General features: G+C 64.2%; 16 protein-coding genes and 1 pseudogene. 4 read left to right on the top strand and 13 right to left on the bottom strand.

Annotated elements, in window-relative coordinates; all coding sequences use genetic code 11:
• Positions 1–6: 6 nt before the first annotated feature.
• Positions 7–165: a hypothetical protein gene (locus KIH77_RS10460; protein ID WP_236024529.1), complete on the top strand. Its 159-nt coding sequence runs from the start codon at positions 7–9 to the stop codon at positions 163–165.
• Between the two features lie 59 nt (positions 166–224).
• On the opposite strand, the gene KIH77_RS06700 is transcribed toward KIH77_RS10460, so the two are convergent.
• Positions 225–1568 (bottom strand): MFS transporter, encoded by a 1344-nt coding sequence (locus KIH77_RS06700; RefSeq protein WP_219100289.1) that lies wholly within the window; start codon positions 1566–1568, stop codon positions 225–227.
• Between the two features lie 1405 nt (positions 1569–2973).
• Between KIH77_RS06700 and KIH77_RS06695 the strand changes: the two genes are divergently transcribed.
• Together KIH77_RS06695 and KIH77_RS06690 are read left to right on the top strand one after the other, a co-directional pair.
• Complete coding sequence (locus KIH77_RS06695; protein ID WP_219100287.1) at positions 2974–3858, top strand: putative endonuclease domain-containing protein; 885 nt, start codon at positions 2974–2976, stop codon at positions 3856–3858.
• Between the two features lie 1069 nt (positions 3859–4927).
• Positions 4928–5845 carry an acyl-CoA thioesterase gene (locus KIH77_RS06690; RefSeq protein WP_219100497.1) on the top strand — a complete coding sequence of 306 codons (918 nt, stop codon included), beginning with the start codon at positions 4928–4930 and terminating at the stop codon, positions 5843–5845.
• Positions 5846–6181: 336 nt separating this feature from the next.
• Here the strand turns inward: KIH77_RS06690 and KIH77_RS06685 are convergent, their stop codons facing one another.
• From KIH77_RS06685 to KIH77_RS06635, 11 genes and pseudogenes are all read right to left on the bottom strand, one after another.
• Positions 6182–7060 (bottom strand): hypothetical protein, encoded by an 879-nt coding sequence (locus KIH77_RS06685; RefSeq protein WP_219100285.1) that lies wholly within the window; start codon positions 7058–7060, stop codon positions 6182–6184.
• Positions 7061–7096: 36 nt separating this feature from the next.
• A complete protein-coding gene (locus KIH77_RS06680) occupies positions 7097–7705 on the bottom strand; it encodes a DUF3180 domain-containing protein (protein WP_219100283.1) in 609 nt (202 codons plus the stop codon).
• A gap of 28 nt (positions 7706–7733) precedes the next feature.
• Positions 7734–8735, bottom strand: a pseudogene (gene folK, locus KIH77_RS06675) (2-amino-4-hydroxy-6-hydroxymethyldihydropteridine diphosphokinase); the annotation flags it as partial.
• 74 nt (positions 8736–8809) lie between these two features.
• A complete protein-coding gene (gene folP, locus KIH77_RS06670) occupies positions 8810–9697 on the bottom strand; it encodes a dihydropteroate synthase (protein ID WP_219100279.1) in 888 nt (295 codons plus the stop codon).
• Between the two features lie 231 nt (positions 9698–9928).
• A complete protein-coding gene (folE, locus tag KIH77_RS06665) occupies positions 9929–10498 on the bottom strand; it encodes a GTP cyclohydrolase I FolE (protein ID WP_219100277.1) in 570 nt (189 codons plus the stop codon).
• Positions 10498–12624 (bottom strand): ATP-dependent zinc metalloprotease FtsH, encoded by a 2127-nt coding sequence (gene ftsH, locus KIH77_RS06660; protein ID WP_219100275.1) that lies wholly within the window; start codon positions 12622–12624, stop codon positions 10498–10500. Before ftsH ends, folE begins: the two co-directional genes overlap by 1 nt.
• Entirely contained in the window at positions 12621–13187 is a 567-nt protein-coding gene (gene hpt / locus KIH77_RS06655; protein WP_219100273.1) for a hypoxanthine phosphoribosyltransferase, read from the bottom strand. Before hpt ends, ftsH begins: the two co-directional genes overlap by 4 nt.
• Positions 13174–14298, bottom strand: coding sequence for a tRNA lysidine(34) synthetase TilS (gene tilS / locus KIH77_RS06650; RefSeq protein ID WP_219100272.1), 1125 nt, complete (start codon positions 14296–14298; stop codon positions 13174–13176). The genes hpt and tilS overlap by 14 nt, the downstream gene beginning before the upstream one ends.
• Position 14299: 1 nt before the next feature.
• Positions 14300–15754 carry a D-alanyl-D-alanine carboxypeptidase/D-alanyl-D-alanine endopeptidase gene (dacB, locus tag KIH77_RS06645; RefSeq protein ID WP_219100271.1) on the bottom strand — a complete coding sequence of 485 codons (1455 nt, stop codon included), beginning with the start codon at positions 15752–15754 and terminating at the stop codon, positions 14300–14302.
• 99 nt (positions 15755–15853) lie between these two features.
• The gene (locus KIH77_RS06640; RefSeq protein WP_219100270.1) at positions 15854–17080 is read right to left on the bottom strand and encodes a glycosyltransferase family 2 protein; all 1227 of its coding nucleotides are present in this window, start codon (positions 17078–17080) and stop codon (positions 15854–15856) included.
• The gene (locus KIH77_RS06635; protein ID WP_219100269.1) at positions 17081–18640 is read right to left on the bottom strand and encodes an AI-2E family transporter; all 1560 of its coding nucleotides are present in this window, start codon (positions 18638–18640) and stop codon (positions 17081–17083) included.
• A gap of 93 nt (positions 18641–18733) precedes the next feature.
• Here KIH77_RS06635 and KIH77_RS06630 point away from each other — a divergent pair, with 93 nt between their 5' ends.
• Complete coding sequence (locus tag KIH77_RS06630; protein ID WP_219100268.1) at positions 18734–19657, top strand: glycosyltransferase family 2 protein; 924 nt, start codon at positions 18734–18736, stop codon at positions 19655–19657.
• 364 nt (positions 19658–20021) lie between these two features.
• On the opposite strand, the gene fucO is transcribed toward KIH77_RS06630, so the two are convergent.
• Positions 20022–21173, bottom strand: coding sequence for a lactaldehyde reductase (fucO, locus tag KIH77_RS06625; protein ID WP_219100267.1), 1152 nt, complete (start codon positions 21171–21173; stop codon positions 20022–20024).
• Positions 21174–21620: the final 447 nt, after the last annotated feature.

The following is a 21620-nucleotide window of genomic DNA, read 5'->3' as shown; positions in this document are numbered from 1 at the left end:
CGCGATATGACTATCCTGATGACCGGCACTGTGACCGGAACCGCGCCCGGCACCATGGCCGGCCTCGCGACGGTCGTTCCGGACTTCGATCGAGGGATCGACGTGACGGGTATCCAAAGACATCTGTTCTTTCCTTCCGCGACTTTCTCTGCATATGACCGATGAGGCCGGGCTCGGGAACGGTCCGGCCTCATCGACGGGCGTTGCCGGCTACCGCCCGGCCGTCACCGGGTCGCCGATGTTGCGGCGTTCGTGACGGAGGCGTTTCCGACGGCGGCATTCTCCACGGCGGCGGGGTTCAGCGCGGGGTCGGGGATACCGCGGCCCTTGATGAACCTCATGATGCCGAAGGCCGAGGCGTACGACAGGCACAGCGAGGCCACGAGGATCCACAGCAGCAGATTCGGGGAGACGGCCATCAGCGCCGGGGTGACGAATCCGAAGATCGCGGTGATGAAACGCACGATCGCGTAGGTGAATCCGGTGGCGGTGGCACGGGCGTTGACCGGGAACAGCTCCTGGCTCCAGACCTTGTAGAGCGGCTCGCCGTGCAACATGTTCGCGGTGCAGTAGACGAAGTAGCACACCGTGAAAATCATCCAGGTGCCGCCGGCGAAGGCGGAGACCGCCATGGCGGCGATGCACAGGATCAGACCGACGTGCATCATCGAATAGCGGTGACGGGTATCGGCGAGACGGATGTAGATGCCATACAGCACCAGGCATCCGAGAATATTCGCGAAGAATCCTGCGGCGGTGGCGAACGACTGGCTGCGGCCGCCGATGGTGACCAGATAGTAGTTGAGGAACGACCCCCAGGTGTTGGCGGGCAGGTTCCAGAACAGATAGAAGCCTGCGAGGCCGATGAGCGGGATCAGGTAGCGGGGGTTCTTCAGCAGCTGTCCCAGCGGATACGCCTGCTGGGCGTCGCTGGCGTGGGCGTCGACCTGCGTGTGGGCGAATTCCTCAGCGAGATCCTCCTCGATCTTCTTGAAGCTCGGGCTTGCCACACGTACGAGCCAGGTGACCAGAGCCACGACGGCGATCACCAGGAACATGATGCTCACGCCGGTCATGTCAAGGCCGGAGACGAGGAATCCGATGCCCTGCGAAATCACGATGGCGGCGATCCAGAAAATCTCGGTGGAGGAGACCACGCGGCCCTGATGCTCGCGGGGCACTCGCTCCGAGATCACGGCCAGCGAGGTTGGCAGATCCGCGCCGGAGGCCAGACCGGCGATGATGATGCCGACCAGCAGCAGGGTGAGGTTGGGGGCGAACGCGATGATCGCGGCACCGACCACCACGAACAGGATGTCGATGTTGAAGACGACGGTGCGGCCGAAACGATCGGACAGGCGACCGCCGAAGAACGACCCCACGGCGACCGACAGGGTGAGGATCGTGCTCACCGCGCCGGCCCACCACGGGCTGAGCGAGAAGTGACTTTGCCACAGCGGCAGGGCCACGCCCGCGGAGACGAGCAGCGCGGCGTCGAGATACGAGGCTATGCCCGCGTTTCTCGCCAGTTTCCAGTAACGTTTGTCAAGCTTTTCGGTATTCGCCATCATCGGCACCTTTCTTCGATATCACCGTAGCCGCACCGTAGCGGCCCATGCATCATCGCAGCGGACAATGTTGAATTGAAGCGTTTCAATGAAGCGCTTCAATTATGCGACGAAAACCGAGCATATGCAAATTGAATCACTGCGAACGACGACATATCCCACATGCAGGGACGACCACCAAGCCGTCATCCCAACGACCGCGCGCATTCATCCGACCCGTTATCGGTGGTCGGGGCGGCAGTTCCGTCACTGCCATCCCAACGACCGCGCGCATCCGGCCGCAGACGACGGCTATCCTCCGGATGCACATGACGCCCCCTCCAGTAAAGCCCCCATCCCAGATGATTCCAGCGGTCCCGCCAATCCCCGATAAATGTCGGCCGTCCCCAACTCCCCTTCCGATGGATTCGGTCACCCTCTCGCCGATTTGTAGTCCGATTCATCACGAGCCCCTTCCCCGATGGATTCGACCGCATTCTTCCCGATTCGCGGTCCAATCCATCGAAATCCACGAATTCCCCATGGATTACGATGCAAATCCGCGATTATGCAGTGCAGTCCATCCCGACGTCGTCGAACGTATTCCAAAAACCGCATGATTCCAACGGTCCCGAAAACCACCCGGTCGAATCACGATGGACCGGACCACGAAATGGTCAAAACGCACTCCAATCCATCGAAAAACACCGTTCTTCAGTGGACCGGACCGCAAATCCGCAATTATGCAGCATGGTCCATCGCAACGGTAACGGACGGATTCACAAAACCGCATGATTCCAACGGTCCTCAACGTCGGCCGTCTGAATTGCGATGGACTACGCCGCATATTCGCCAAATCACAACGCAATCCATCGCAAATCATCGAACATCCAAGGAACACGACGCAAAACCGACGAAACGAGACGCAATCCATCGCGACTTCTCAAATGCCCCTGCCGGCTGTGCACAAGAACCGCATCATCGCAAGGCCCGGCCAGGATAGGCGATCATCGCGGCGCCTCATCCCCGACGTCGTCACAAACGAATCCGGATCGACGCCGGCGGGACGCACGGTCGCGTTCCCCAAGATGAAATCAGACGGTTTTCCGCAGGCACATCATCCACAGGCACATCGTCCACAGGCAAGTTATCCACATTTTCCGTTTTCACCCCTCCGAACCGCCGTTTTCCGTTAGCGTGAAGGCAACCGATACCGAACCGCGACATCGACGCCAGCATTTCCGTCAGGGGGACGACCATGCGCAATCCGAATCACAAGCAGCACAGCCAACAACACAGCCAGCAGCACGCCAACCACCGGCAGCACACAGACCAACTCCGACACACAAACCAGCAACACACCACCAGGCCGAAGCAGGCAGCACAACGCACCACGCAACCGAACCAGGCCAATCCGCCGACCTCCATGAGCGACGATCTCGCCGCCAGATGCCGCGACACCCTGCGACGATGCATCGACGAGACGCAACGGGCCGACCGTCATATCTTGTTCGGCCTCACCACCGCATTGGAACTCCATATGGTTCCGGTTCCCGAGGAATGCTCGCTCGATACGACGAAACTGCATTCCGTCGCCAGCATCCGCGGTCGACGGATGAACTCAACGACCATGGTCGCCCACGTATGGGCCGAGTTCGACGGCAACGCGCAGGTCCAACTGACACCCACCGTCTACACGCTGGACCTCATGCACACGTGGGCGCAGATGGCCCGGTTCGTCGATCTGGCGCGGTTCGTCGCGCTCACCGACGCCATCGTCCTCCGTATGATGATGGACGGTCATGACGACCCGTTGCGCCGGCTGCATGACTTTCTCGAACGTTCGTCGTCGTTCGCCGGCAAACTGTTCTGCCGCATGGCCCTGCAATTGGCGCGGATGGACGTGCGTTCCCCGCAGGAGACGATGTGCAGACTCGTATTGGTACGTCATGGCGTCCCCTGCCCGGAAACGAATTACGTCGTGCCGGGGATGACGTTCCGTTCGGGTGCGGAGATGACGTTGGATATGGCGTGGCCCAGTGCGCGCGTGGCGGTGGAATACGACGGCGACCATCATCGTACGGACAAACGGCAGTGGCGGCGGGATCGGGAAAAGCGCGAACGGCTGCGTTTGGACGGCTGGATCGTGTTCGTCGTCACCGCGGATGCGCTGCGTGACGACGACTCACGGGCGTTGTTCGCGTTCCGCGTGGCGAGGCTGCTGGTCGGCCACGGCGTGCCCGTGGACTTCCACGTCGCAGCGCAGCCGTTGCGGAAGCTGTGCCGTATTCCAAGAAAGACGCGACGGTGATTCGTTGCGCCGTCGTTGTTCCGAGGTCGTCGACCCGGCGTCGTTGATTTGACGTCGTTGATTTGACGTCGCTGATTTGACGTCGCTGATTTGACGTCGCTGATTTGACGTCGCTGATTTGACGTCGCTGATTTGACGTCGTCAATCAGATGTCGTTGATCTGGCGCTTGGGAGGTCGTTGTTCTCGCATGGGGATGACGTCGATGGACCGCATGTCATCTTCGCGATTCCGCAACGTAATCCATCGAATTCATCGATGACCGTCGGTTTGTCATGGACCACGTCGCGAATCCGACGAAAAGCAACGCAATCCATCGAAATCCACGATTTTCCCATGGATTACGATGCAAATCCGCGATTATGCAGCATGGTCCATCGCGACGGTAACGGATGGATCAAGAAAACCGCATGATTTCAACGGTCGTAAACGTCGACCCGTCGAATTGCGATGGACAGCGCCGCACATCGGACGATATGCGTCCCGTTCCATCGGCAATCATCGGATTTCCATGGATTACGTTGCGCAACTGCGGATATGCGACGCGGTCCATCGTCAAACGGGGCCCCGGCGGAAACGAGATACCGGCGCGCATGGCACACCGGCACGGCATACCCGCGGAAACGCATCATGCCGACTCCGATATGCGAACGCGCACCCGCCGTCGCGGCCATCATGCGCCCGTCGTCACACCCTCCGTAGCATCCTCCGTCATTGCCACGGCCACGCGGCGAACAGCCGGTCGCCGTCATCCGCCCCGCCATCCGCCGGCCCGCCGTCATTCCGCACATCACCAGCCAACCCGCCACCACCCAACCTGCCGCCATACGACCCGACGCCAGCCGCCACATCGCCAGCCCGCGCACCGCCAGCCTCCCCGACGCCAGCCGCCACATCGTCATTTGCTGTTCATCTACCTCACGAACTTGTTACAAAACGGTCCTCATGTTCTTTACGCGCCACGGATAGACTGCATTTCGGAACGCAAAACGACGCCGGCGCTTCGATGCCGCAGACGCCGTCGACCATTGCATGGCAACACTGCATGACAACATGACAAGCGAGGGATTCATGACCACGGACGACCAGAAACCGCTCAACCATCTCATCAAGGTGCTGCGGCTGGGTGAACCTTCTCCGTACCGCAACCACACGTACATCCGCGGGGAAAGCCTGTACTTCCCCACCGGCCGCGTCTACGGCGGACAGGTCATCGCGCAGTCGGTGGTCGCGGCGGCGCGCACGGTCTCCGAGGACCGTCTGCCGCATTCCATCCACGCGTATTTCATCGCCGCCGGCGACATTCGCCAGGACGTATTGTTCGACGTGGAGAACCTGCGCGACGGCCGGTCGTTCTCGGCCCGTCGTGTGAACGCCACGCAGTCGAAGGGACCGATCCTCACGGCCATCGCCAGCTTCCAGAAGCGTGGTCAGGAGGGCGTGGAGTTCTCCGATCCGATGCCGTCCGACGTTCCCGACCCCGAGTCGCTGACCAGTGCGAAGGAGCTGATGGAGCCGTACGCCCAGCATTCGCAGTTCGCGAACTATTACGTGACCAAGTCGCCGTTCGACATCCGTCATGTGAACGCGCCGGTGATGCTCGGCAGCGATGAGACGGCGTCGCGGCGCGACGACGGCCGTCAGATGGTATGGATGCGCGCCGACGGCCATGTGGATCTGCCTCAGCTGTGCCACCGTGCGATTCTGGCGTGCGGATGCGACCAGATCATGATGGAGCCGATCATCCGCCGCGCCGGCCTGAGCTTCATGACACCGGGCATCTCGTTCGCCACGCTCGACCATTCGATGTGGTGGTATCGCGACATCGACGTCAACGAATGGCATCTGTATGTGCAGGATACGCCGACCGCGGCTCATGGCCGCGGCCTGAGCTATGCGAAGGTGTATGCGCAGGACGGCACGCTGGTGGCGGCGATGAGCCAGGAGGCCATGGTGCGCGTGCCGAACCCGGAGGAGGCCGGGGAGTAAACACGGTCGCATAACGTTCCGCCGTTGCTGTCATCCCGAGCGGGGCGCGCGCTGGCCCCCTCCCTGTCATCCTGAGGGGCACCCTCCCTGTCATCCTGAGCGGGGCACCCTCATTGTCATCCTGAGCGAGGCGCAGCCGAGTCGAAGGATCTTCTCCGGACTGGCTGGGAAAGATCCTTCGACTCCGTCGCTACGCGACTGCGCTCAGGATGACAGGGGAAAACTGCCCCGCTCCCCGCCCCTAGATGACAGTGGGAAAGACGCCCCCAGATGGCAGTGGAAAAACGGCGCCTCACTCAGGACGATGGGAGAGGCGGAACGTAGTTCCCGCGCCCGTCAGTCGCGCGGGGCGATGACGTTGGCGAGGTGCGCCATCGTCATCGTCGAATCGGCGGGAAGATATCTCGGGTCGTCCTCGTCGATTGCGGGGTCGGGGTTGACCATCACCTGCGCCGGCGTATCGGGGAAGACGATGTCCTGCGCCTTGGCCTGCTCGCGGATCCAGTCGGCGAGCGATTGGTCGTTGTGGAAGACGAGCATGTTGGAGTCGCCGAGCGCGCCCGCGATCTCCGCATAGGTGGGATAGTCGAGGTTCACGGTGATGGCGTCGCGCGCGCGGGCGATGTCGGGCGCCGCTGTCTCGTCGAGTTCGGCGAGCAGCGCGTCGAAGATGACGTCGATGCCGCGGTAGATGATCACCGGGTTCTTGCGCGGGTTCGAGCGGGAGTACACGCTGGAGAGGAACCATGCGCCCGGGTCGGCCGGCACGTTGCGCAGCGGCTGGCTTTTCTTCCAGTTGCGATTGCGACGTACGTCCACGATGGGCTCGTCGTCGGGCCGTTTGACGCCGACGTTCACGTGGTTGCTCATCAGCGCCCACAGCGACCGTGCGTCCTTGAACCGGCGTGCGTTGCCGGAGCCGTCCGCCGCCGCGTGGGAGGCGCGTATCGTGAGGTTCTTCAGACTGATGGATTTGCCGTCGTCGAAGGCGTCGTCCGCGTCCCGCCCTTCTTCGAAACGTGGCGTGTTGCCGTCGAGGATGTCAAGGATGTCGAGGAACAGGTTGGGAAGATTCGTATAGTACCTGTCCGAGGCCAATGGGTATTGCTCGTCCTCCCCGTAGACGTGCACGACGCGCATGCGGCCGTCGTCGTCAACGGCCCTCAAGGCGATGTCGCGCCCGTCGGGGACGGTGCGTAGATCATAACGTGTCATGCCTCCCATTGTGGCACACAATGGGAGGCATGATCATCATACGGACCGTTTGCGCGTTTTCGGACCGTGCGTCGAACGCGACCGTTCGGCGGCGCCGGCCGTCGTACCTGCCGTGCCGGTGGCGGCGCCGGCGGGGGTTCCCGCGGCCGGCGCCAGACCGCGGCGGCGTTCCGCCTCCTTGGTCTTGGGATGTTCGGGACCGTCCTTGGGCGGCAGCTGGCACCAGTGCTCCCCCACGATGCCGATGACCATGTCGATGAGGCAGATCACGGTGGCGACGCCGCATTCGAGCGCGGCGTCGCTGTAGAATTCCGCTTCGAGATGGCCGAGGCTCATGATCAGCTGGCCGCCATACCATCCGGCGAGCGCCGCTCCCGCGACGCCGAGCGATTTCGCCAGCAGCAGGGTGTTGACGGCGCGGTCCATGTTCATGGCCTTGAATTCGCCTTTGACGTATTTATGCACCTGCCACGACATGACGAACACGAGCGTGCCGAGCATGGCGAGCAGCAGCGAGACGAGCCATGGCGCGCCGATGAGCGTGTAGGCGCTGTGTTCGGTCGCCTTCACCAGGGTGGCGCCGCAGAGGGTGCCGAGGACGATGGCCACCACGTACTGCCACCATGGGGTGCGTCTCATTTTCATGCCATGCTCCTTGGGGTCAGTCGACGGAGCCGCCGAGTATCCAGCTGTCGGAGACGCGTTCGATGGCGTCGTGGTCCGGGGTGCTGGCGAGCAGTTCGGCGATCGGACCGCCGTGGGGGCCGGCGAGTCTTGCCTCGGGTTCGAGATCAGCCCAGGGGGCGAGCACGAAGGCTCGTTGCCAGGCGCGCGGATGCGGCAGGGTCAGGTGCGGGTCGTCGCGGGTCTCGCCGTCGAAGTCGATGATGTCGAGGTCGAGCGGTCGGGAGCCCCAGTGGACCTCGCGTGAGCGTCCATGGGCCGATTCGATGGTCTGGAGGGCGTTGAGCAGCGTTTCGGCGTCGAGCGTGGTGGTGAGTTCGACGGCGGCGTTGAGGAAGTCGGGCGTGCCCGGCTCCATGCCCCATGCGGCGGTGCGGTAGAGCGGCGAGATGCCGTTGACCTGGTTGCCGGGCACGCCGTCGATGGCGACGACGGCGGCGCGCAGCGTCTGTTCGACGTCGCCGATGTTGCCGCCCATGGCCACGATGGCGGTGTGGACGGGGTTCGACGCTGTGGGGTTCGACGCCGCGTCGGCGGCGGCGCTCGTCGTTGCACCGTTCGCCGTTGCGACGTCCGTGTTGCCGGAGGCGGCCGCGCCGATCTGCGCCGCAAGCGTGGTCTCACCGGGTTCGGGGTCGCGGGCGCGTTCGATGGTCACGCTGACGTCGCCGAACGGCACCTTGATGGGGGCGTTGGGCTTGTGTACGGTCACGATGACGCGTTGGATGCGATGCGACAGCAGGATGGAGTCGGCGATTTTGGTGGCGAGCCGTTCGATGAGGTCGACGTGTTCGCCTTCGATGACGTTGACGATGCGTTTGGCGATCTGCCCGTAGTCGACCGTTGCGGTGAGGTCGTCGGATGCGCCGGCCTCGGCAAGGTCGAGGAACATGGTGGCGTCGACGACGAACGGCTGTGGTTCGACATGTTCGAAGTCGAGGACGCCGTGCGTGGCTTCGGCGCGGACGCCGGTGAGTCGGATGGAGTCCATGGTTTGGTTCCTTTGGTGGGGTCGGGATGGGGGACGAATGGCCTAAGCGGGTGGTCGGCGGGCGGTCGGGCCGCTTAGGCGGCGGCGTACCGCCTCCAGAGTTCGCCCGCCTTGACGGCGGCGACGGAACGGCGGACGTCGTGGACGCGCACGGCCCATGCGCCGTGTTCGGCGCAGAGGGCGGAAAGGGCGGCGGTGACGTCGTCCTTGTCGGCCATGGTCGGCTCGTCGATGCCGGCCTCGGCGAGCATGGCGCCGATGAAGCGCTTGCGGGATTGGCCGATGAGCACGGGGTATCCGGTTACCTTGAAGGCGTCAAGGCCGGCGAGCAGCGGCAGGTTGTGTTCGATGCCGGGCTTGGAGAAGCCGAGGCCGGGGTCGATGATGATGCGTTCGGGTTTGACGCCGGCGGCGATGACGTCGTCGACCTGGCGCATGAGTTCGTCGCGTACGTCGTGAAGCACGCCGTGCTCGTAGTGGGAGGTGTCGGCGTCGGGGGCCGTTCCGTCGTGGGAGCCGGCGAGCCAGCCGCGCCAGTGCTGCACGATGTACAGGCAGTCGTGGTCGGCGACGACGTGCGGCAGCTCCTTGTCGAGGCGGCCTCCGGAGACGTCGTTGATGATCTGCGCACCTTCGGCGAGGGCCGCTGAGGCGACGGACGCGCGCGTGGTGTCGATGGAGAGCACGGCGCCGGGATGGGCGATGAGCGCCTTGACGGCGCCGGTGACGCGGGCCATCTCGTCGTATTCGCTGACGCGTTTGGCGCCGGGGCGCGTGGATTCGGCGCCGATGTCGATGATGTCGGCACCGTCGTCCATCATGTCGGCACCGTGCCGGCGGGCCTTGTCGGGGTCGAGCCACAGTCCGCCGTCCGAGAACGAGTCCTCGGTGATGTTGAGCACGCCCATGACGAGCGTGCGGTCGGAGTCATGCAATGCCTTGAAATCGGTTGATTCACTCATGCCGTGCCTTCTTGTGATCTGTTTTCTCGTAATGTGCAAAAGCTCCCCTTGCCGGGGAGCTGTCTGATGGCGGGAGGATCCTTCGACTCGCTTCGCTCGCTCAGGATGACAGTTGCGGGTGAACACTCGCCCAGGATGACGTGCGGAGCCCCCTCCCTCTGTCATCCTGAGCGGAGTCGCGAAGCGACGGAGTCGAAGGATCTTCCCCACGAACGCATCCGCGTCTCCACGTCAGTGCTGGGAGAAGATGAGGCTCATGGCCTCGGCGCGGGTGGCGGGGTTCCTGAGCACGCCGCGCACCGCGGACGTGACCGTGCGCGCCTGCGACTTCTTGATGCCACGCATCGACATGCACAGGTGCTCGCATTCGGTGACGACGATGACGCCGCGGGCGTCCACGTGCTCCATGAGCGCGTCGGCTATCTGCTGGGTGAGCCGTTCCTGCACCTGCGGGCGCCGCGCGTACACCTCGACGAGTCGGGCGAGCTTGCTCAGCCCGGTCACGCCCTCCTTGGAGGGGATGTAGCCCACGTGGGCCACGCCGTGGAACGGGAGCAGGTGATGCTCGCACACCGAATAGAGTTCGATGTCTCGTACGAGCACCATCTCCTCGGTGTCCACGCGGAACCGTGCGGACAGCACATCCTTGGGGTCCTGCTGGAGTCCGGCGAAGATCTCGCGCGAGGCGCGGGCGATGCGGTCCGGGGTGTCGAGCAGGCCTTCGCGGTCGGGATCCTCGCCAATGGATTTCAGGTAGAGGCGTACGGCCCGGCGCACGCCTTCCTCATCGTATGCTGCCATCAGGCGGTGGCTCCTCCGTTCTGGTTCGGCTGGCTGGGCTGCGTGGCCGCGGTGGCCTGGGCCATGCTCCTCTTCAGCGATTCGGGAATCGGCACGGGAGGCAGGTCGGAGTCGGGGCGGCGGTCGTTCGACAGCCACACCTCGCGCACCGGGGCCTTGCGCACCTTGGAGAAGATGACGGCGAGCTCCTTCTCGTTCAGCGTCTCCTTGACGAGCAGCTGGCGCACGAGTTCGTCGAGCACGTCGCGGTTCTCGTTGATGACGTTCCATGCCTCGGTGTGCGCGGTCTCGACGAGCTTGAGCACCTCGTCGTCGATGATCTGCGCGGTGCGGTCGGAGTACTTGCGCGGGCTCAGGCCGTCCATCACCGTGGTCTGGTCGTCGTCGGACGCCCATTTGATGGCGCCGAGCTGCGAGGAGAAACCGAATTCAACGACCATCTTGCGGGCGATGTTCGTCGCCTTCTCGATGTCGTTGGAGGCGCCGGTGGTGGGATCGTGGAACACGACCTCCTCGGCGGTGCGGCCACCCATGGCGTAGGCCATCTGGTCGAGCAGCTCGTTGCGGGACTGCGAGTAGCGGTCCTGCGTGGGCATGACGGCCGTGTAGCCGAGGGCGCGGCCTCGCGGCAGAATAGTCACCTTGGTCACGGGGTCGGTGTTGTGCAGCGCGGCGGCGACGAGCGCGTGGCCGCCCTCATGGTAGGCGGTGTTGCGCAGCTCGTCGAGCGCCATGCCGGTGGAACGGCGGCGCGGGCCGCTCATCACACGGTCGATGGCCTCGTCGATGGCGCGGTTGTCGATGAGCTGGGCGCCGGCGCGGGCGCACAACAGGGCGGCCTCGTTGAGCACGTTGGCCAGGTCGGCGCCGGTGAATCCGGGCGTGCGCACGGCGATCATGTGCATGTCGACGTCGGGCACGAACGGCTTGCCCTTGGCGTGCACCTTGAGGATGGCCTCGCGGCCCGCGAGGTCCGGGGCCTCGACGGCCACCTGGCGGTCGAAGCGGCCGGGGCGCAGCAGGGCTGGGTCGAGCACGTCGGGACGGTTCGTTGCGGCGATGATGATGAGGTTGGTGTCGTTGTTGAAGCCGTCCATCTCGACGAGCAGCTGGTTGAGCGTCTGCTCGCGCTCGTCGTGGCCGCCGCCCATGCCGGAGCCGCGCTTGCGGCCGACGGCGTCGATCTCGTCGATGAAGATGATGGCCGGGGCATTCTTCTTCGCCTCGTCGAACAGGTCACGGACGCGGGAGGCGCCGAGGCCGACGAACATCTCCACGAAGTCGGAGCCCGCCATGGCGTAGAACGGCACGCCCGCCTCGCCGGCGATGGCGCGCGCCAGCAGCGTCTTACCGGTTCCGGGAGGGCCATACAGCAGCACGCCGCGCGGAATGCGGGCGCCCAGCGCCTTGTACTTCGACGGGTCCTTGAGGAAGTCCTTGATCTCCTCGACCTCGGCGAGCGCCTCGTCCTCGCCGGCGACGTCGGCGAACTTCGTGTCGGGGGTCTCGCCTTCAAGCAGCTTGGCGCTCTTCTTGCCGCCCATGCCGAACATGCCGCCGCCGGCGCCGCCCTGCATACGGCTCATGAGCCACCAGAACAGCGCGAAGATGATGATGAACGGCAGCAGCGACGTGAGCAGGTACGTCAGGATGCTGGTCTGCGGCACGGTGGAGGTCCAGCCCTTGGAGAGGTCGGCCTTCTGCACCGCCTGCGAGACCTGACCGCCCTGTGCGAACACATAGTAGAACTGCACGTTCTTGCCGTAGTTGCGGTCCTTGCCGGTGTCGGGGTCCTTCTTGTGGAAGTCCTCCTTGAGCTCCAGCTTCACCGTCTGCTTGCTTTCGGTGATCTCGGCGTAGTTGGCGGAGCCGTCCTTGAGCAGTTCGAGACCGTCCTGCGTGTTGATGGTCTGGGTGCCGCCCATGGAGAACATCTGGAATCCGCTGACCGCGAGCAGCACGAGCAGCGTGGCCCAGATCCACGGCGACTGCCAGAACGGACGCTGTCCCTTGCCGTTCTTGCCGCCCCGGTTGGCGTTGCCCTTCTTGTCGCCGTTGCCTCGTCCCCCTTCGGGATTCCTGAACGGGTTGCCGTTATCGTTGCGATTCGGCCCTGGGAAGCTCATTGTTGCTGTTCTCCTTGATACACCTTGGGATTCAACACCGCGATGGAATCGAGGTTCCTGTAGCGCTCGTCATAGTCGAGACCGAAGCCGACGACGAACTTGTCGGGAATCTCGTATCCCCTGTATTTCACGTCGATGTGCACTTCATGGCGTGCCGGCTTCTCCAGCAGCGCGAAGACCTCGACGGAGGCCGCCCCCCGCCGCTTCAGCTCGCCGATCAGCCAGTGCAGCGTGATGCCCGAGTCGATGATATCCTCGACGATCAGAATGTGCCGACCGCGAACATCCGTCGACAGGTCCTGGCGCACGGTGATGGTGCCGGAGGATTCCGTGCCCGAGCCGTAGCTGGAAAGGCTCATGAAATCCATGGTCACGGGAATGCTCAGCGCCTGTGAGAACGCGGCCAGCGTGTTGACGGCCCCCTTGAGCACGGCCACCAGCAACGGGTTCTTGCCGGCGTAGTCATGACTCACTTGGGCGGCCACTTCTCGTATCTTGGCATCGATCTGCTCTTTGCTGATGAGCTCCTCAGCGATGTCGTCCTGGATATCAGCGATTTTCATGCACTCTATCATGGCACACGAGAATGACGTGACCCTGACGGAACGCTGAATGCGAACTGGAAAGACGCACGGCGCCCTGGCCGTGCCAGTCGGCGACGAGCGCGTCGATGGCGTCGACGTGCCGCGACGACGTGCCGGCGCCGCATGCGGCGAGCGTGCGTGCGATGACGCGGCTTCGCATGGCCGGATGCTGCCCGGCCAGCTCGCGCGCGTCGATGCGGGCCAGCCAGTGCCCGGAACGGCCCGCGTCACGGGTCTTCCCGTCATCGTCGTTGAACGTAACGGACCGACGGTACAGCCGGTCGGCCTGCGAATCCAGATAGTCCTTGTCCCGCTGGGCGAACTGCGCGCTGCGGGCCAGATGGCCCACGGTGTCCGCGTCGGTCAGATGAACGAGGTACGGCAGGAGCGCCTGCCGTATGCGGGAACGCAGCGGCAGGTCGGTGGAGAGCCCTCCCTCGTCGGCGAGGTCGCCGTTGGTGGGATCATCCCACCAGGTGATGCCGCGGCTCTCGCAGATCTCCGTGGTCTGCGCGCGGGTGAGGGCGAGGAACGGGCGGGAGAAGAGCACGCCGTCGCGCGTTATCGACGCCGGCATGCCGGCGAGCGCGTCGAGGCCCACGGTACGCAGCAGTCCGAGCAGCACGGTTTCGGCCTGGTCGTCACGCGTGTGGGCGAGGAGCACGGTGGCGGCGCCGTGTGCTTTCGCGGCGTCGATGAGCGCCTGGTATCGCACGCTGCGGGCGTCCGCCTCGGTGCCGGCTCCGGTGGGGCGCACGACGACGCGGCGCACGACGACCGGCTCCATGCCGAAACCGCGACAGCGTTCGGCGGCTTCTGCGGCCACATTGGCCGAGCCGGCGATGAGGGCGTGGTCCACGATCACGGCGCCGCAGCGTACGCCGAGGGTGCCGCATACGGTGGCGGCGACGGATGCGAGGGCGAGCGAATCGCGTCCGCCCGAGCATGCGACGAGTACCAGCGGGGCGTCGGGCTCGGGCGTGTGGTCGCCGTGTTCGCGCAGGCGTGGGGACTGTCGGGTGACGCCGATGGATTCAAGGTTGCGGCGCACCTCGCCGATGGCTTGTCGCAGTGTGGGCGTGTAGGTCATGTCACAGCTCCGGCAGGTGGCCGACGAGGTCGTCGACCGCGAGTATGGCTTCCCACATGTTCTCGGGATTGTTGACGATGACGGCGAACACGAGGGTACCGCCCGAGGTCCGGGAGACGTTGCCGGTCATGGAGGTCACGCTGCCGAGCGTGCCGGTCTTGAGCCGCACGAGCCCGGCGGCGGATCTGGCGATGTTGCGTTTCGCCGCGGTGCCGGAAAGCCCGCTGACCGCGAGGCCTTCGCTCGCCGGGGCGGTGGTGTCGCCGGTCTCGATGTATTTGGCCTGCACCTGCATGAGGGTGGTGGCGGTGAGCCTGGATCCGGCGGAGAGCCCGGAGCAGTCGGCGATGCGGATGCCCGTCGTGTCGATGCCCGCTTTCTCCAGCGCGGCCTTCACCGCGGCGGCGGCGCCTTCCGGCGAGTTGTCCTGGCCGGTCTTCAGGGCGGTGAGGCGGCCGAACAGCTCGGCTTCCGTGTTGTCGGAGTTCCTGAGCATGAAGGCCATGATCTCGCTGAGTCGGGCGGAGCTGACCGAGGCGATGGGCTTGCCCGAGGGGGCCGTGCCCTTGGCGATGCCGCCGTTGACGGTGATGCCCTGCCGTTTGAGCTGGGCCGTGAACGTCTCGGCCGTCTTCGCCGCGGAGTCCGCGAACCGCGTGGGGAACGCCGATTCGACGTCGGGGTCGGACGGCTTGGTCGTGCCGCTCCAGTTGCGTCCCTCGTCGATGGCCATGGACGACATCGGCGCCGCGTAGAGCATGTCGTTGCCCTCGTTGTTCTCGGCGATGGTGTCGGGGAACCGTTTGGAACCGAACAGCGAGTCGTCGTAGGCCACCGACACCGTGGAGACGCCCTTGGCCTTCAACGCCTTGGCGGTACGCTGCGCCAGCGTGGCCACGCCGGCACGTCCGTTGATGTGCCGTGCGTCGTCGGTTCCTTCGCCGAGCAGCATGTCGCCGTTGCCTTTGAGCACGAGGGTGTCGCCGTCGAGATAGGTCTCGGTGTCGAGGGTGGACGACATGTCGAGGCTGGCGGTGGCGGCGAACGCGGTGAGGGTCTTCATCGTGGAGGCGGGTTCGCGCGCGACGCCCTGGTTGCGTTCCACGACCGGCTTGCCCTGCGCGTCGGCGATGATGATGGAGAAGTCCTTGCCGACGCCCTTGGCTTTGGCGAATTTGTCGACCAGGGCCGTGGCTCCGGCCGTGTCGATGCCCTTCCCCTCGCCGACCGCGCCGACCAGCGGCTTGGCGGCCACGGCGGACGCCGCCTGCGGGAACCGCACGGTCCGTGCCGGCTCCAGGCTCAGCGGCCCCGGCGCGATGTCGTAGGCGTCGGCGACCGCGTAGCCGAGTCCCAGTGCCACGGTGATGACGGCGCTGGCCGCCACCACCCATTTGCGTCGCGCCACCCGGCGCCGCTGCAGACGCGCCGCGCGCCGGGACGGCCTCGCCGCCATTGAGGTCCCTGAGTCGATTGCCGATTCGGTCACGGCCTTGCCTCGCTTCGTTCGATTCGTTCGGATGTCAAGCGTTGTCGCCCAACCAGCTTACCGCCGTCAGTGACCGCGGTGCTCGATGGGCTTCCATCCCGGCTTGGAGAACATGGCCTGGAAGGAGATGGGGATGTAGCTGAGCAGGTAGATGGGGAAGCTCAGGCAGTAGGCCACGAGCTCCTTGTTCGTGGCGTCGATCTTGTCGCGTTCGGCGATGCAGGTGATGGCCGCGAGCAGCATCATGCCGAGCACAGATGCCACGCCGCCGACGATCCACATGTTCATGGAGTCGAGCTGGCTCTGCAGCGACACGAACCCGAGCGCGATGAACACGCCGGCCAGCACGGTGCGAATCACCGACAGCGCGGTGAACGGGCAGATGAGCAGCGTCAGGTCCACGCAGGAGAAGTCACGTTCCTTGATGGCGCGTCGCACCAGCGCCGGCCCGTAGTAGCGGAACACCTGCAGGAAGCCGCGGGACCAGCGCAGGCGCTGCCGCCAGCTCTGCTTGAACGTCACCGGCTGCTCGTCGTAGAGGATGGCGGTGCCGCAGTAGCCGATGCGGTCGCCGTGCAGGATGGAGTCCATGGTGAATTCCAGGTCCTCGGTGAGCAGGTGGAACTTCCATCCGCTGTTGCGTTCCATGATCTCCCTGGAGAACATGAATCCGGTGCCGCCCACGTGGCAGCTGGAGCCGAAGATCATGCGCGAGTTGTTGAGGAACCTCGACTCCCTCACGAACCAGAGGGCGGAGCCGGAGGAGACCCAATTGTCGTCGAAGTTCACGGAGTTGCGGAAGCTGGTGAGGATCTTGAAGCCCGACTGGAACGCGTTGTTCATCTGCGCGAAGTACTCCCTGTCGAGCTTGTTGTCGGCGTCGAACACGAAGAACGCATCGTACCGTTTGCTCGCCCCCGAGTCGATCATGCGGTTGAGCAGGAACGTCAGGGCGTAGCCTTTGCCGATCTGCGTCTGGTCGAAGCGTTCGATCACATGGCATCCCTTGCGTCGCGCCAGTCCGGCCGTGTCGTCGGTGCAGTTGTCGGCCACCATCCAGATGTCGATGAGCCCGCTCGGATACGTCTGGTTCTGGATGCAGTCGATGAGGTTGCCGACCACCTGCTCCTCGTTGCGGGCGGAAATCAGCACGGCATACCGTTTGTCCCGTGGGGCCTCGGGGAATTTCCGGGGCTTGGCTGTGAACGACGCCAGCACGCACACCACCTGGTAGACCATGCCGACGGTGCCCACCACACCCAGCAATATGTCGATGAAAGCAAGCAGGGCCATCTAGCGCCACTCCTCCCTGGCACTACGGCCGGTCGTCTTGTCATCGGACGTCGTCTCGTTCCCCGCGACGTCGGCATCGTCCGACGTCGCATCGTCCGACGATGTCGTATCGTTCGAGTTGGTATTGTCGTTCCCCGCGACGACATCGGCGACGACGGAGGCGTCGTCATCATGATTCAGGTCGGGCTTGCCGCCGGACGCCGGCGTCACGGAGTTCTTCGGGATCGCCACGGTCTGCGATTCGTCAAGCTCCTCGCTCGTGGCGTAGGTCTCCAGACGATTGTGCGCGTAATCGAGTTCGCGGCTCACCGTGGCGTCGTGCGTGCGCACGCGCGCGCTCGACCCCTTTGCCGCACGCGGCATATGGTCGCTCATCGGCTTGACCACATGCTCGTTGAACGCCTCCACGCCCTTGACCATCGTCGACTTCTTGACCGGCTTCGGATCGGACAGCAACGGCGAGTCGATGAGCTCGTACCGCTTCGTGTACGCCTTGAACACGGCCTGGAAGCTGGCCGTCAACGGCAGCGCGAGGAACGCGCCCAGCGCGCCGAACACCGAGCCGAGCGCCAGCACGGCGAGGAACGCGATGGCCGGGTTGAGATCCATCGTCCGCTGGGAGATGGCCGGCGAGAGGATCAGATTCTCGATCTGCTGGTAGACGACGATGTAGACGAGCACGAACAGCGCGTATTTGACGCCGTTGGTGCCCCACGCGGAGACGACCGGCAGCGCGCCGCCGATGTACGTGCCCACGGTCGGGATGAACTGCGAGACCAGGCCGCAGAACACCGACAGCGGCAGCCAGTACGGGATGTTCAGGCTCATCATGAATATGGACATGCAGACGCTGGAGATCGCCGCGAGGATGATGCGGCTGTACAGGAAGTTCGAGATCTGGTCCTGGACGACCGTCCACACCACAAGGAAGCGTTCCTGGCTCTTGGGCGCGATCCACTGGCACAGGCTTCGGCGCATGGCGGGGAACGCCGCGGAGATGTAGTACGTCACGAGCATCACCGTCATGATGCCGAGCAACGCGTTGAGCAGGGAGAACGTGGTGCTCAGCGCCTGGTTGGCGAAGTTGGTGACGGTGCTGGTCTGGAGGTTCTTGAACACCTCCGCGCCCAGCGCCTCCAGGTCGAGTTTCGTATGGAACTGCCGTTCGATGACGTCGACGATCTGCGTGTACAGGCCGGGAAGGCTTTTGACCATGCCGACGAGCTGCTGCACGAACATGTTGCCGAACAGCGTGAGCAGCCCGGCGAGGATGATGACCAGCGAGACGAGCGTGACGCCCGAGGCGACGCCGCGACGCCATCCGTGGATGACCAGCCACCGGACCACCGGCTCCACGGCCAGCGCGATGAACATCGAGATGACGACGTACAGGACGATCGAACTGACCTTGTCCCACGTGGTCCATACGAAATACGCGGCGAACACGGCGATCGCCGTATACAGCAGCCCACGGCCGAACCATTCGGGAGGCCGCCGGGGATCGCCCTTGCCGGGGAACACCGCCGCGAGATCGAAACGTTCATCCTGCCGTTCACTCATAGACGTCATTATTCACGCGAGAGATGACAAACGCCTCGTCCCGATACGCACGGGGACGGTGTGCGAATCCCCGGTCCCGCGTATCCTGAAGACGTGCTTACCGTTTCGATTGTGATTCCGGCATGGAATGAAGAAGAGAGAATCGCCGACTGCCTGCTCAACGCCACCCGGCAGACGGTTCGCCCCCATGAAGTGATCGTGGTCAACAACCGTTCGACCGACAACACCGCCGCCATCGTGAAGAGGTTCATCGAGGACCATCCCGACGACAACGTCATCCTTCTCGACCAGAACGATGAGCAGGGCCTGATTCCGACCCGCAACTACGGCCTCAACCATGCGACCGGCGACATCCTCGGCAGGTTCGACGCCGACTGCATGATCAAGCCCGACTGGGTGGAGGTCGTCTCCGGCATCTTCACCGAGGACCCGTCTGCCATGGGGGCCACCGGCCCGGTCATGTACTACGACATGCCGTCGCGACGCTTCGGCCTCAAAGGCGACAACTCCATCCGCAAACGCATCTACCGTGCGGACGGCAGCCAGCCGCTGCTGTTCGGCTCGAACATGGCCATCCGCGCCACCGCATGGCGCCAAATAGCCGACGAGGTGTGCCGCGACAAGGCCGACGTGATGCACGAGGACATCGACGTGTCGCTGCATCTCATCGGCAAGGGGCTGAAGACCGTGTACTCGCCGCGCATGATCGCCGGCATGAGCGCCCGCCGCATGGACACGTCGCTGGGCTCGTTCCGCAACTACATGCGACGGTTCAAGAACACGTTCGACGCGCATCCGCAGCATTGGCGCAAACACAAGCCGGAGATCCTGTTCACCGCCATGTATCCGGTGATGCACCTGTTCTATCCCGTGTGGCAGAAGGTGCTGAACACGGCTGACATCAACCCGGCCGAGGCGGCGTGGATCAACGAGCAGATGGAACTCGCCGAAAAGGAAGGGCACGAGCTCTACGACGAGACCCCCACCGACGAGGAGTACGACGAGAAGCACGAGTAAGGGATGTTCGAGTTGGCTTGCCCCCGCTGACGGGGGCTGGCTCGACGAAGTCGAGACCGGGGGTGGCTGGACACTCTGCAGCACAGACCACCACCATCGGCTTTCCACCGATCGCCCCTCTACTTTGCCATCCCAGGCAAACACTCCCCCATGTTTGGTCAGCCTGAGCAAACGCTCCCCTTGTCTGTCATCCTGAGCGAGCGGAGCGAGTCGAAGGATCTCGACGCATAATCCAAAATGCGGACAAGATCCTTCGACTTCGTCCTTACGGACTCCGCTCAGGATGACGAAGCAGATGCCGCGACTCCACTCAGGATGACAAAGTGGGTGCCGCGACTCCGGCTCAGGATGACAGGGAGTCAGATCACATGAGGCTCTTGTAGATGGCGAGGATGTCCTCCTCGGTGGCCTTGCGCGGGTTGCCCGGCGTGCACACGTCGTTGAACGCGTCGTGCGCGAGCGGCTCGAGGTCGGCCTCGGTGGCGCCCACCTCGGAGATCTTCGTCGGGTTCTTCAGGTCCACGGTCAGCTTGTGCACGGCCTGCACGGCCTCCTCGCGCACCGCCTCCAGATCGCCCGTGTACGCGTCGGCCACACCGAACGCGTCGGCGATGTCGCGGAACTTCTCGCCCGTGTAGTCCTTGTTGTACTCCATGACCGGGGCCAGCAGGATGCCGTTGGCCACGCCGTGCGCCACGCCCAGGCGGCCGCCCAGCGGGTGGGCCATGCCGTGCACCAGGCCCAGGCCGACGTTCGAGTACGCCATGCCCGTGATGTAGCTCGCGTACGCCATCTGCTCGCCGGCCGGCACGTCGCCGTCGGCGCTCTTGGCGAGGTTCTTCGCGATCATGCGGATGGTCTGCATGGACAGGCAGTCCGACAGGCTCCACGCGCCCGGGGTGATGTAGCCCTCGATGGCGTGCGTCAGCGCGTCGAGGCCCGTGGCGACCTTCAGGCCGCGCGGCATGGAGTCGGTCAGGTCCGGGTCCACGAACGCGACGATCGGGATGTCGTGCGGGTCGACGGCCACGAACTTGCGCTTGTTCTTCGTGTCGGTGATCACGTAGTTGATGGTGGTCTCCGACGCGGTGCCCGCGGTGGTGGGCACACCGAAGATCGGCACGCTCGGGTTCTTCGTGTCGGCCACGCCCTCGAGGGAGAGCACGTCGCCGAACTCCGGGTTCGCGGTGATGATGCCGATGCCCTTGCACGTGTCCTGCGGCGAGCCGCCGCCCAGACCGATGAGGAAGTCCGCGCCCGAGGCCTTGAAGCGCAGCACGCCGTCCTGGATGCACTCCACCGGCGGGTTCGGCTTGACGTTGTCGAACACCTCGTACGGCAGGCCGGCCGCGTCAAGCACGTCGGTGACCTTCTTGGCGGTGCCGGTCTCCAGCAGCACCGGGTCCGTCACGATGAACGCCTTCTTGAAGCCGTGCTTCTTGGCGACCTCCGGAATCTCCTTGATCGCGCCGCGGCCGAAATACGCCGTCTGGTTGAAAATCATCCTGTAGACCATCGTGTTCTCCTTTGAGTGGTTGGTCTTGCCTCGGCCGGGCGCGTCCCGTCATGGACGTGTTCGGTCAGGGTTCGTTCAGTTATATGCGGTTTATGGATTGGTTTCATCGCTGAACCAATCGCCGATATTCATCGTACAACCCATTGGACCGTGCGCATGCGCATTGCTCCCAAATTTTTATAAACGTTCCCTATATGTGGGATGGCAGCCAATCGCCTTCCTATCTCACTCGTCAACCCCAGCCAAAACAGCCATTCCACCCGGAGATTCCGTGCCGATATCCCCGTTGCTCCCGGTTTGTGGTGTCTTTCCGCCGTTTTGGGTTAAGGGTCAAAACGTGGGTCTTAAATCCGTGGTGAGGTGTTCTCCGGTCTTGCGTGTCGGGGTGTGATTAACGTTTTGGGTGTTAATCCGGCGGGGTGCTTGACTTTTCGGGTTGGCTTGTTC

The organism is Bifidobacterium pluvialisilvae (assembly GCF_019331695.1).
GTDB classification, from domain to species: domain Bacteria; phylum Actinomycetota; class Actinomycetes; order Actinomycetales; family Bifidobacteriaceae; genus Galliscardovia; species Galliscardovia pluvialisilvae.
Note: the sequence above shows the minus strand (reverse complement) of the source record. Positions and strands in the feature narration are given on the sequence as shown.

What these genes read in the sequence shown, in the direction of transcription:
- KIH77_RS10460 (WP_236024529.1), top strand. Translation starts at nt 7, where the DNA reads ATGACTATCCTGATGACCGGCACTGTGACCGGAACCGCGCCCGGCACC.
- folE (WP_219100277.1), bottom strand. Translation starts at nt 10,498, where the DNA reads ATGGCAGCATACGATGAGGAAGGCGTGCGCCGGGCCGTACGCCTCTAC.
- ftsH (WP_219100275.1), bottom strand. Translation starts at nt 12,624, where the DNA reads ATGAGCTTCCCAGGGCCGAATCGCAACGATAACGGCAACCCGTTCAGG.
- hpt (WP_219100273.1), bottom strand. Translation starts at nt 13,187, where the DNA reads ATGAAAATCGCTGATATCCAGGACGACATCGCTGAGGAGCTCATCAGC.
- fucO (WP_219100267.1), bottom strand. Translation starts at nt 21,173, where the DNA reads ATGGTCTACAGGATGATTTTCAACCAGACGGCGTATTTCGGCCGCGGC.
- KIH77_RS06700 (WP_219100289.1), bottom strand. Translation starts at nt 1,568, where the DNA reads ATGGCGAATACCGAAAAGCTTGACAAACGTTACTGGAAACTGGCGAGA.
- KIH77_RS06695 (WP_219100287.1), top strand. Translation starts at nt 2,974, where the DNA reads ATGAGCGACGATCTCGCCGCCAGATGCCGCGACACCCTGCGACGATGC.
- KIH77_RS06690 (WP_219100497.1), top strand. Translation starts at nt 4,928, where the DNA reads ATGACCACGGACGACCAGAAACCGCTCAACCATCTCATCAAGGTGCTG.
- folP (WP_219100279.1), bottom strand. Translation starts at nt 9,697, where the DNA reads ATGAGTGAATCAACCGATTTCAAGGCATTGCATGACTCCGACCGCACG.
- KIH77_RS06640 (WP_219100270.1), bottom strand. Translation starts at nt 17,080, where the DNA reads ATGGCCCTGCTTGCTTTCATCGACATATTGCTGGGTGTGGTGGGCACC.
- KIH77_RS06680 (WP_219100283.1), bottom strand. Translation starts at nt 7,705, where the DNA reads ATGAAAATGAGACGCACCCCATGGTGGCAGTACGTGGTGGCCATCGTC.
- tilS (WP_219100272.1), bottom strand. Translation starts at nt 14,298, where the DNA reads ATGACCTACACGCCCACACTGCGACAAGCCATCGGCGAGGTGCGCCGC.
- KIH77_RS06635 (WP_219100269.1), bottom strand. Translation starts at nt 18,640, where the DNA reads ATGAGTGAACGGCAGGATGAACGTTTCGATCTCGCGGCGGTGTTCCCC.
- dacB (WP_219100271.1), bottom strand. Translation starts at nt 15,754, where the DNA reads ATGGCGGCGAGGCCGTCCCGGCGCGCGGCGCGTCTGCAGCGGCGCCGG.
- KIH77_RS06685 (WP_219100285.1), bottom strand. Translation starts at nt 7,060, where the DNA reads ATGACACGTTATGATCTACGCACCGTCCCCGACGGGCGCGACATCGCC.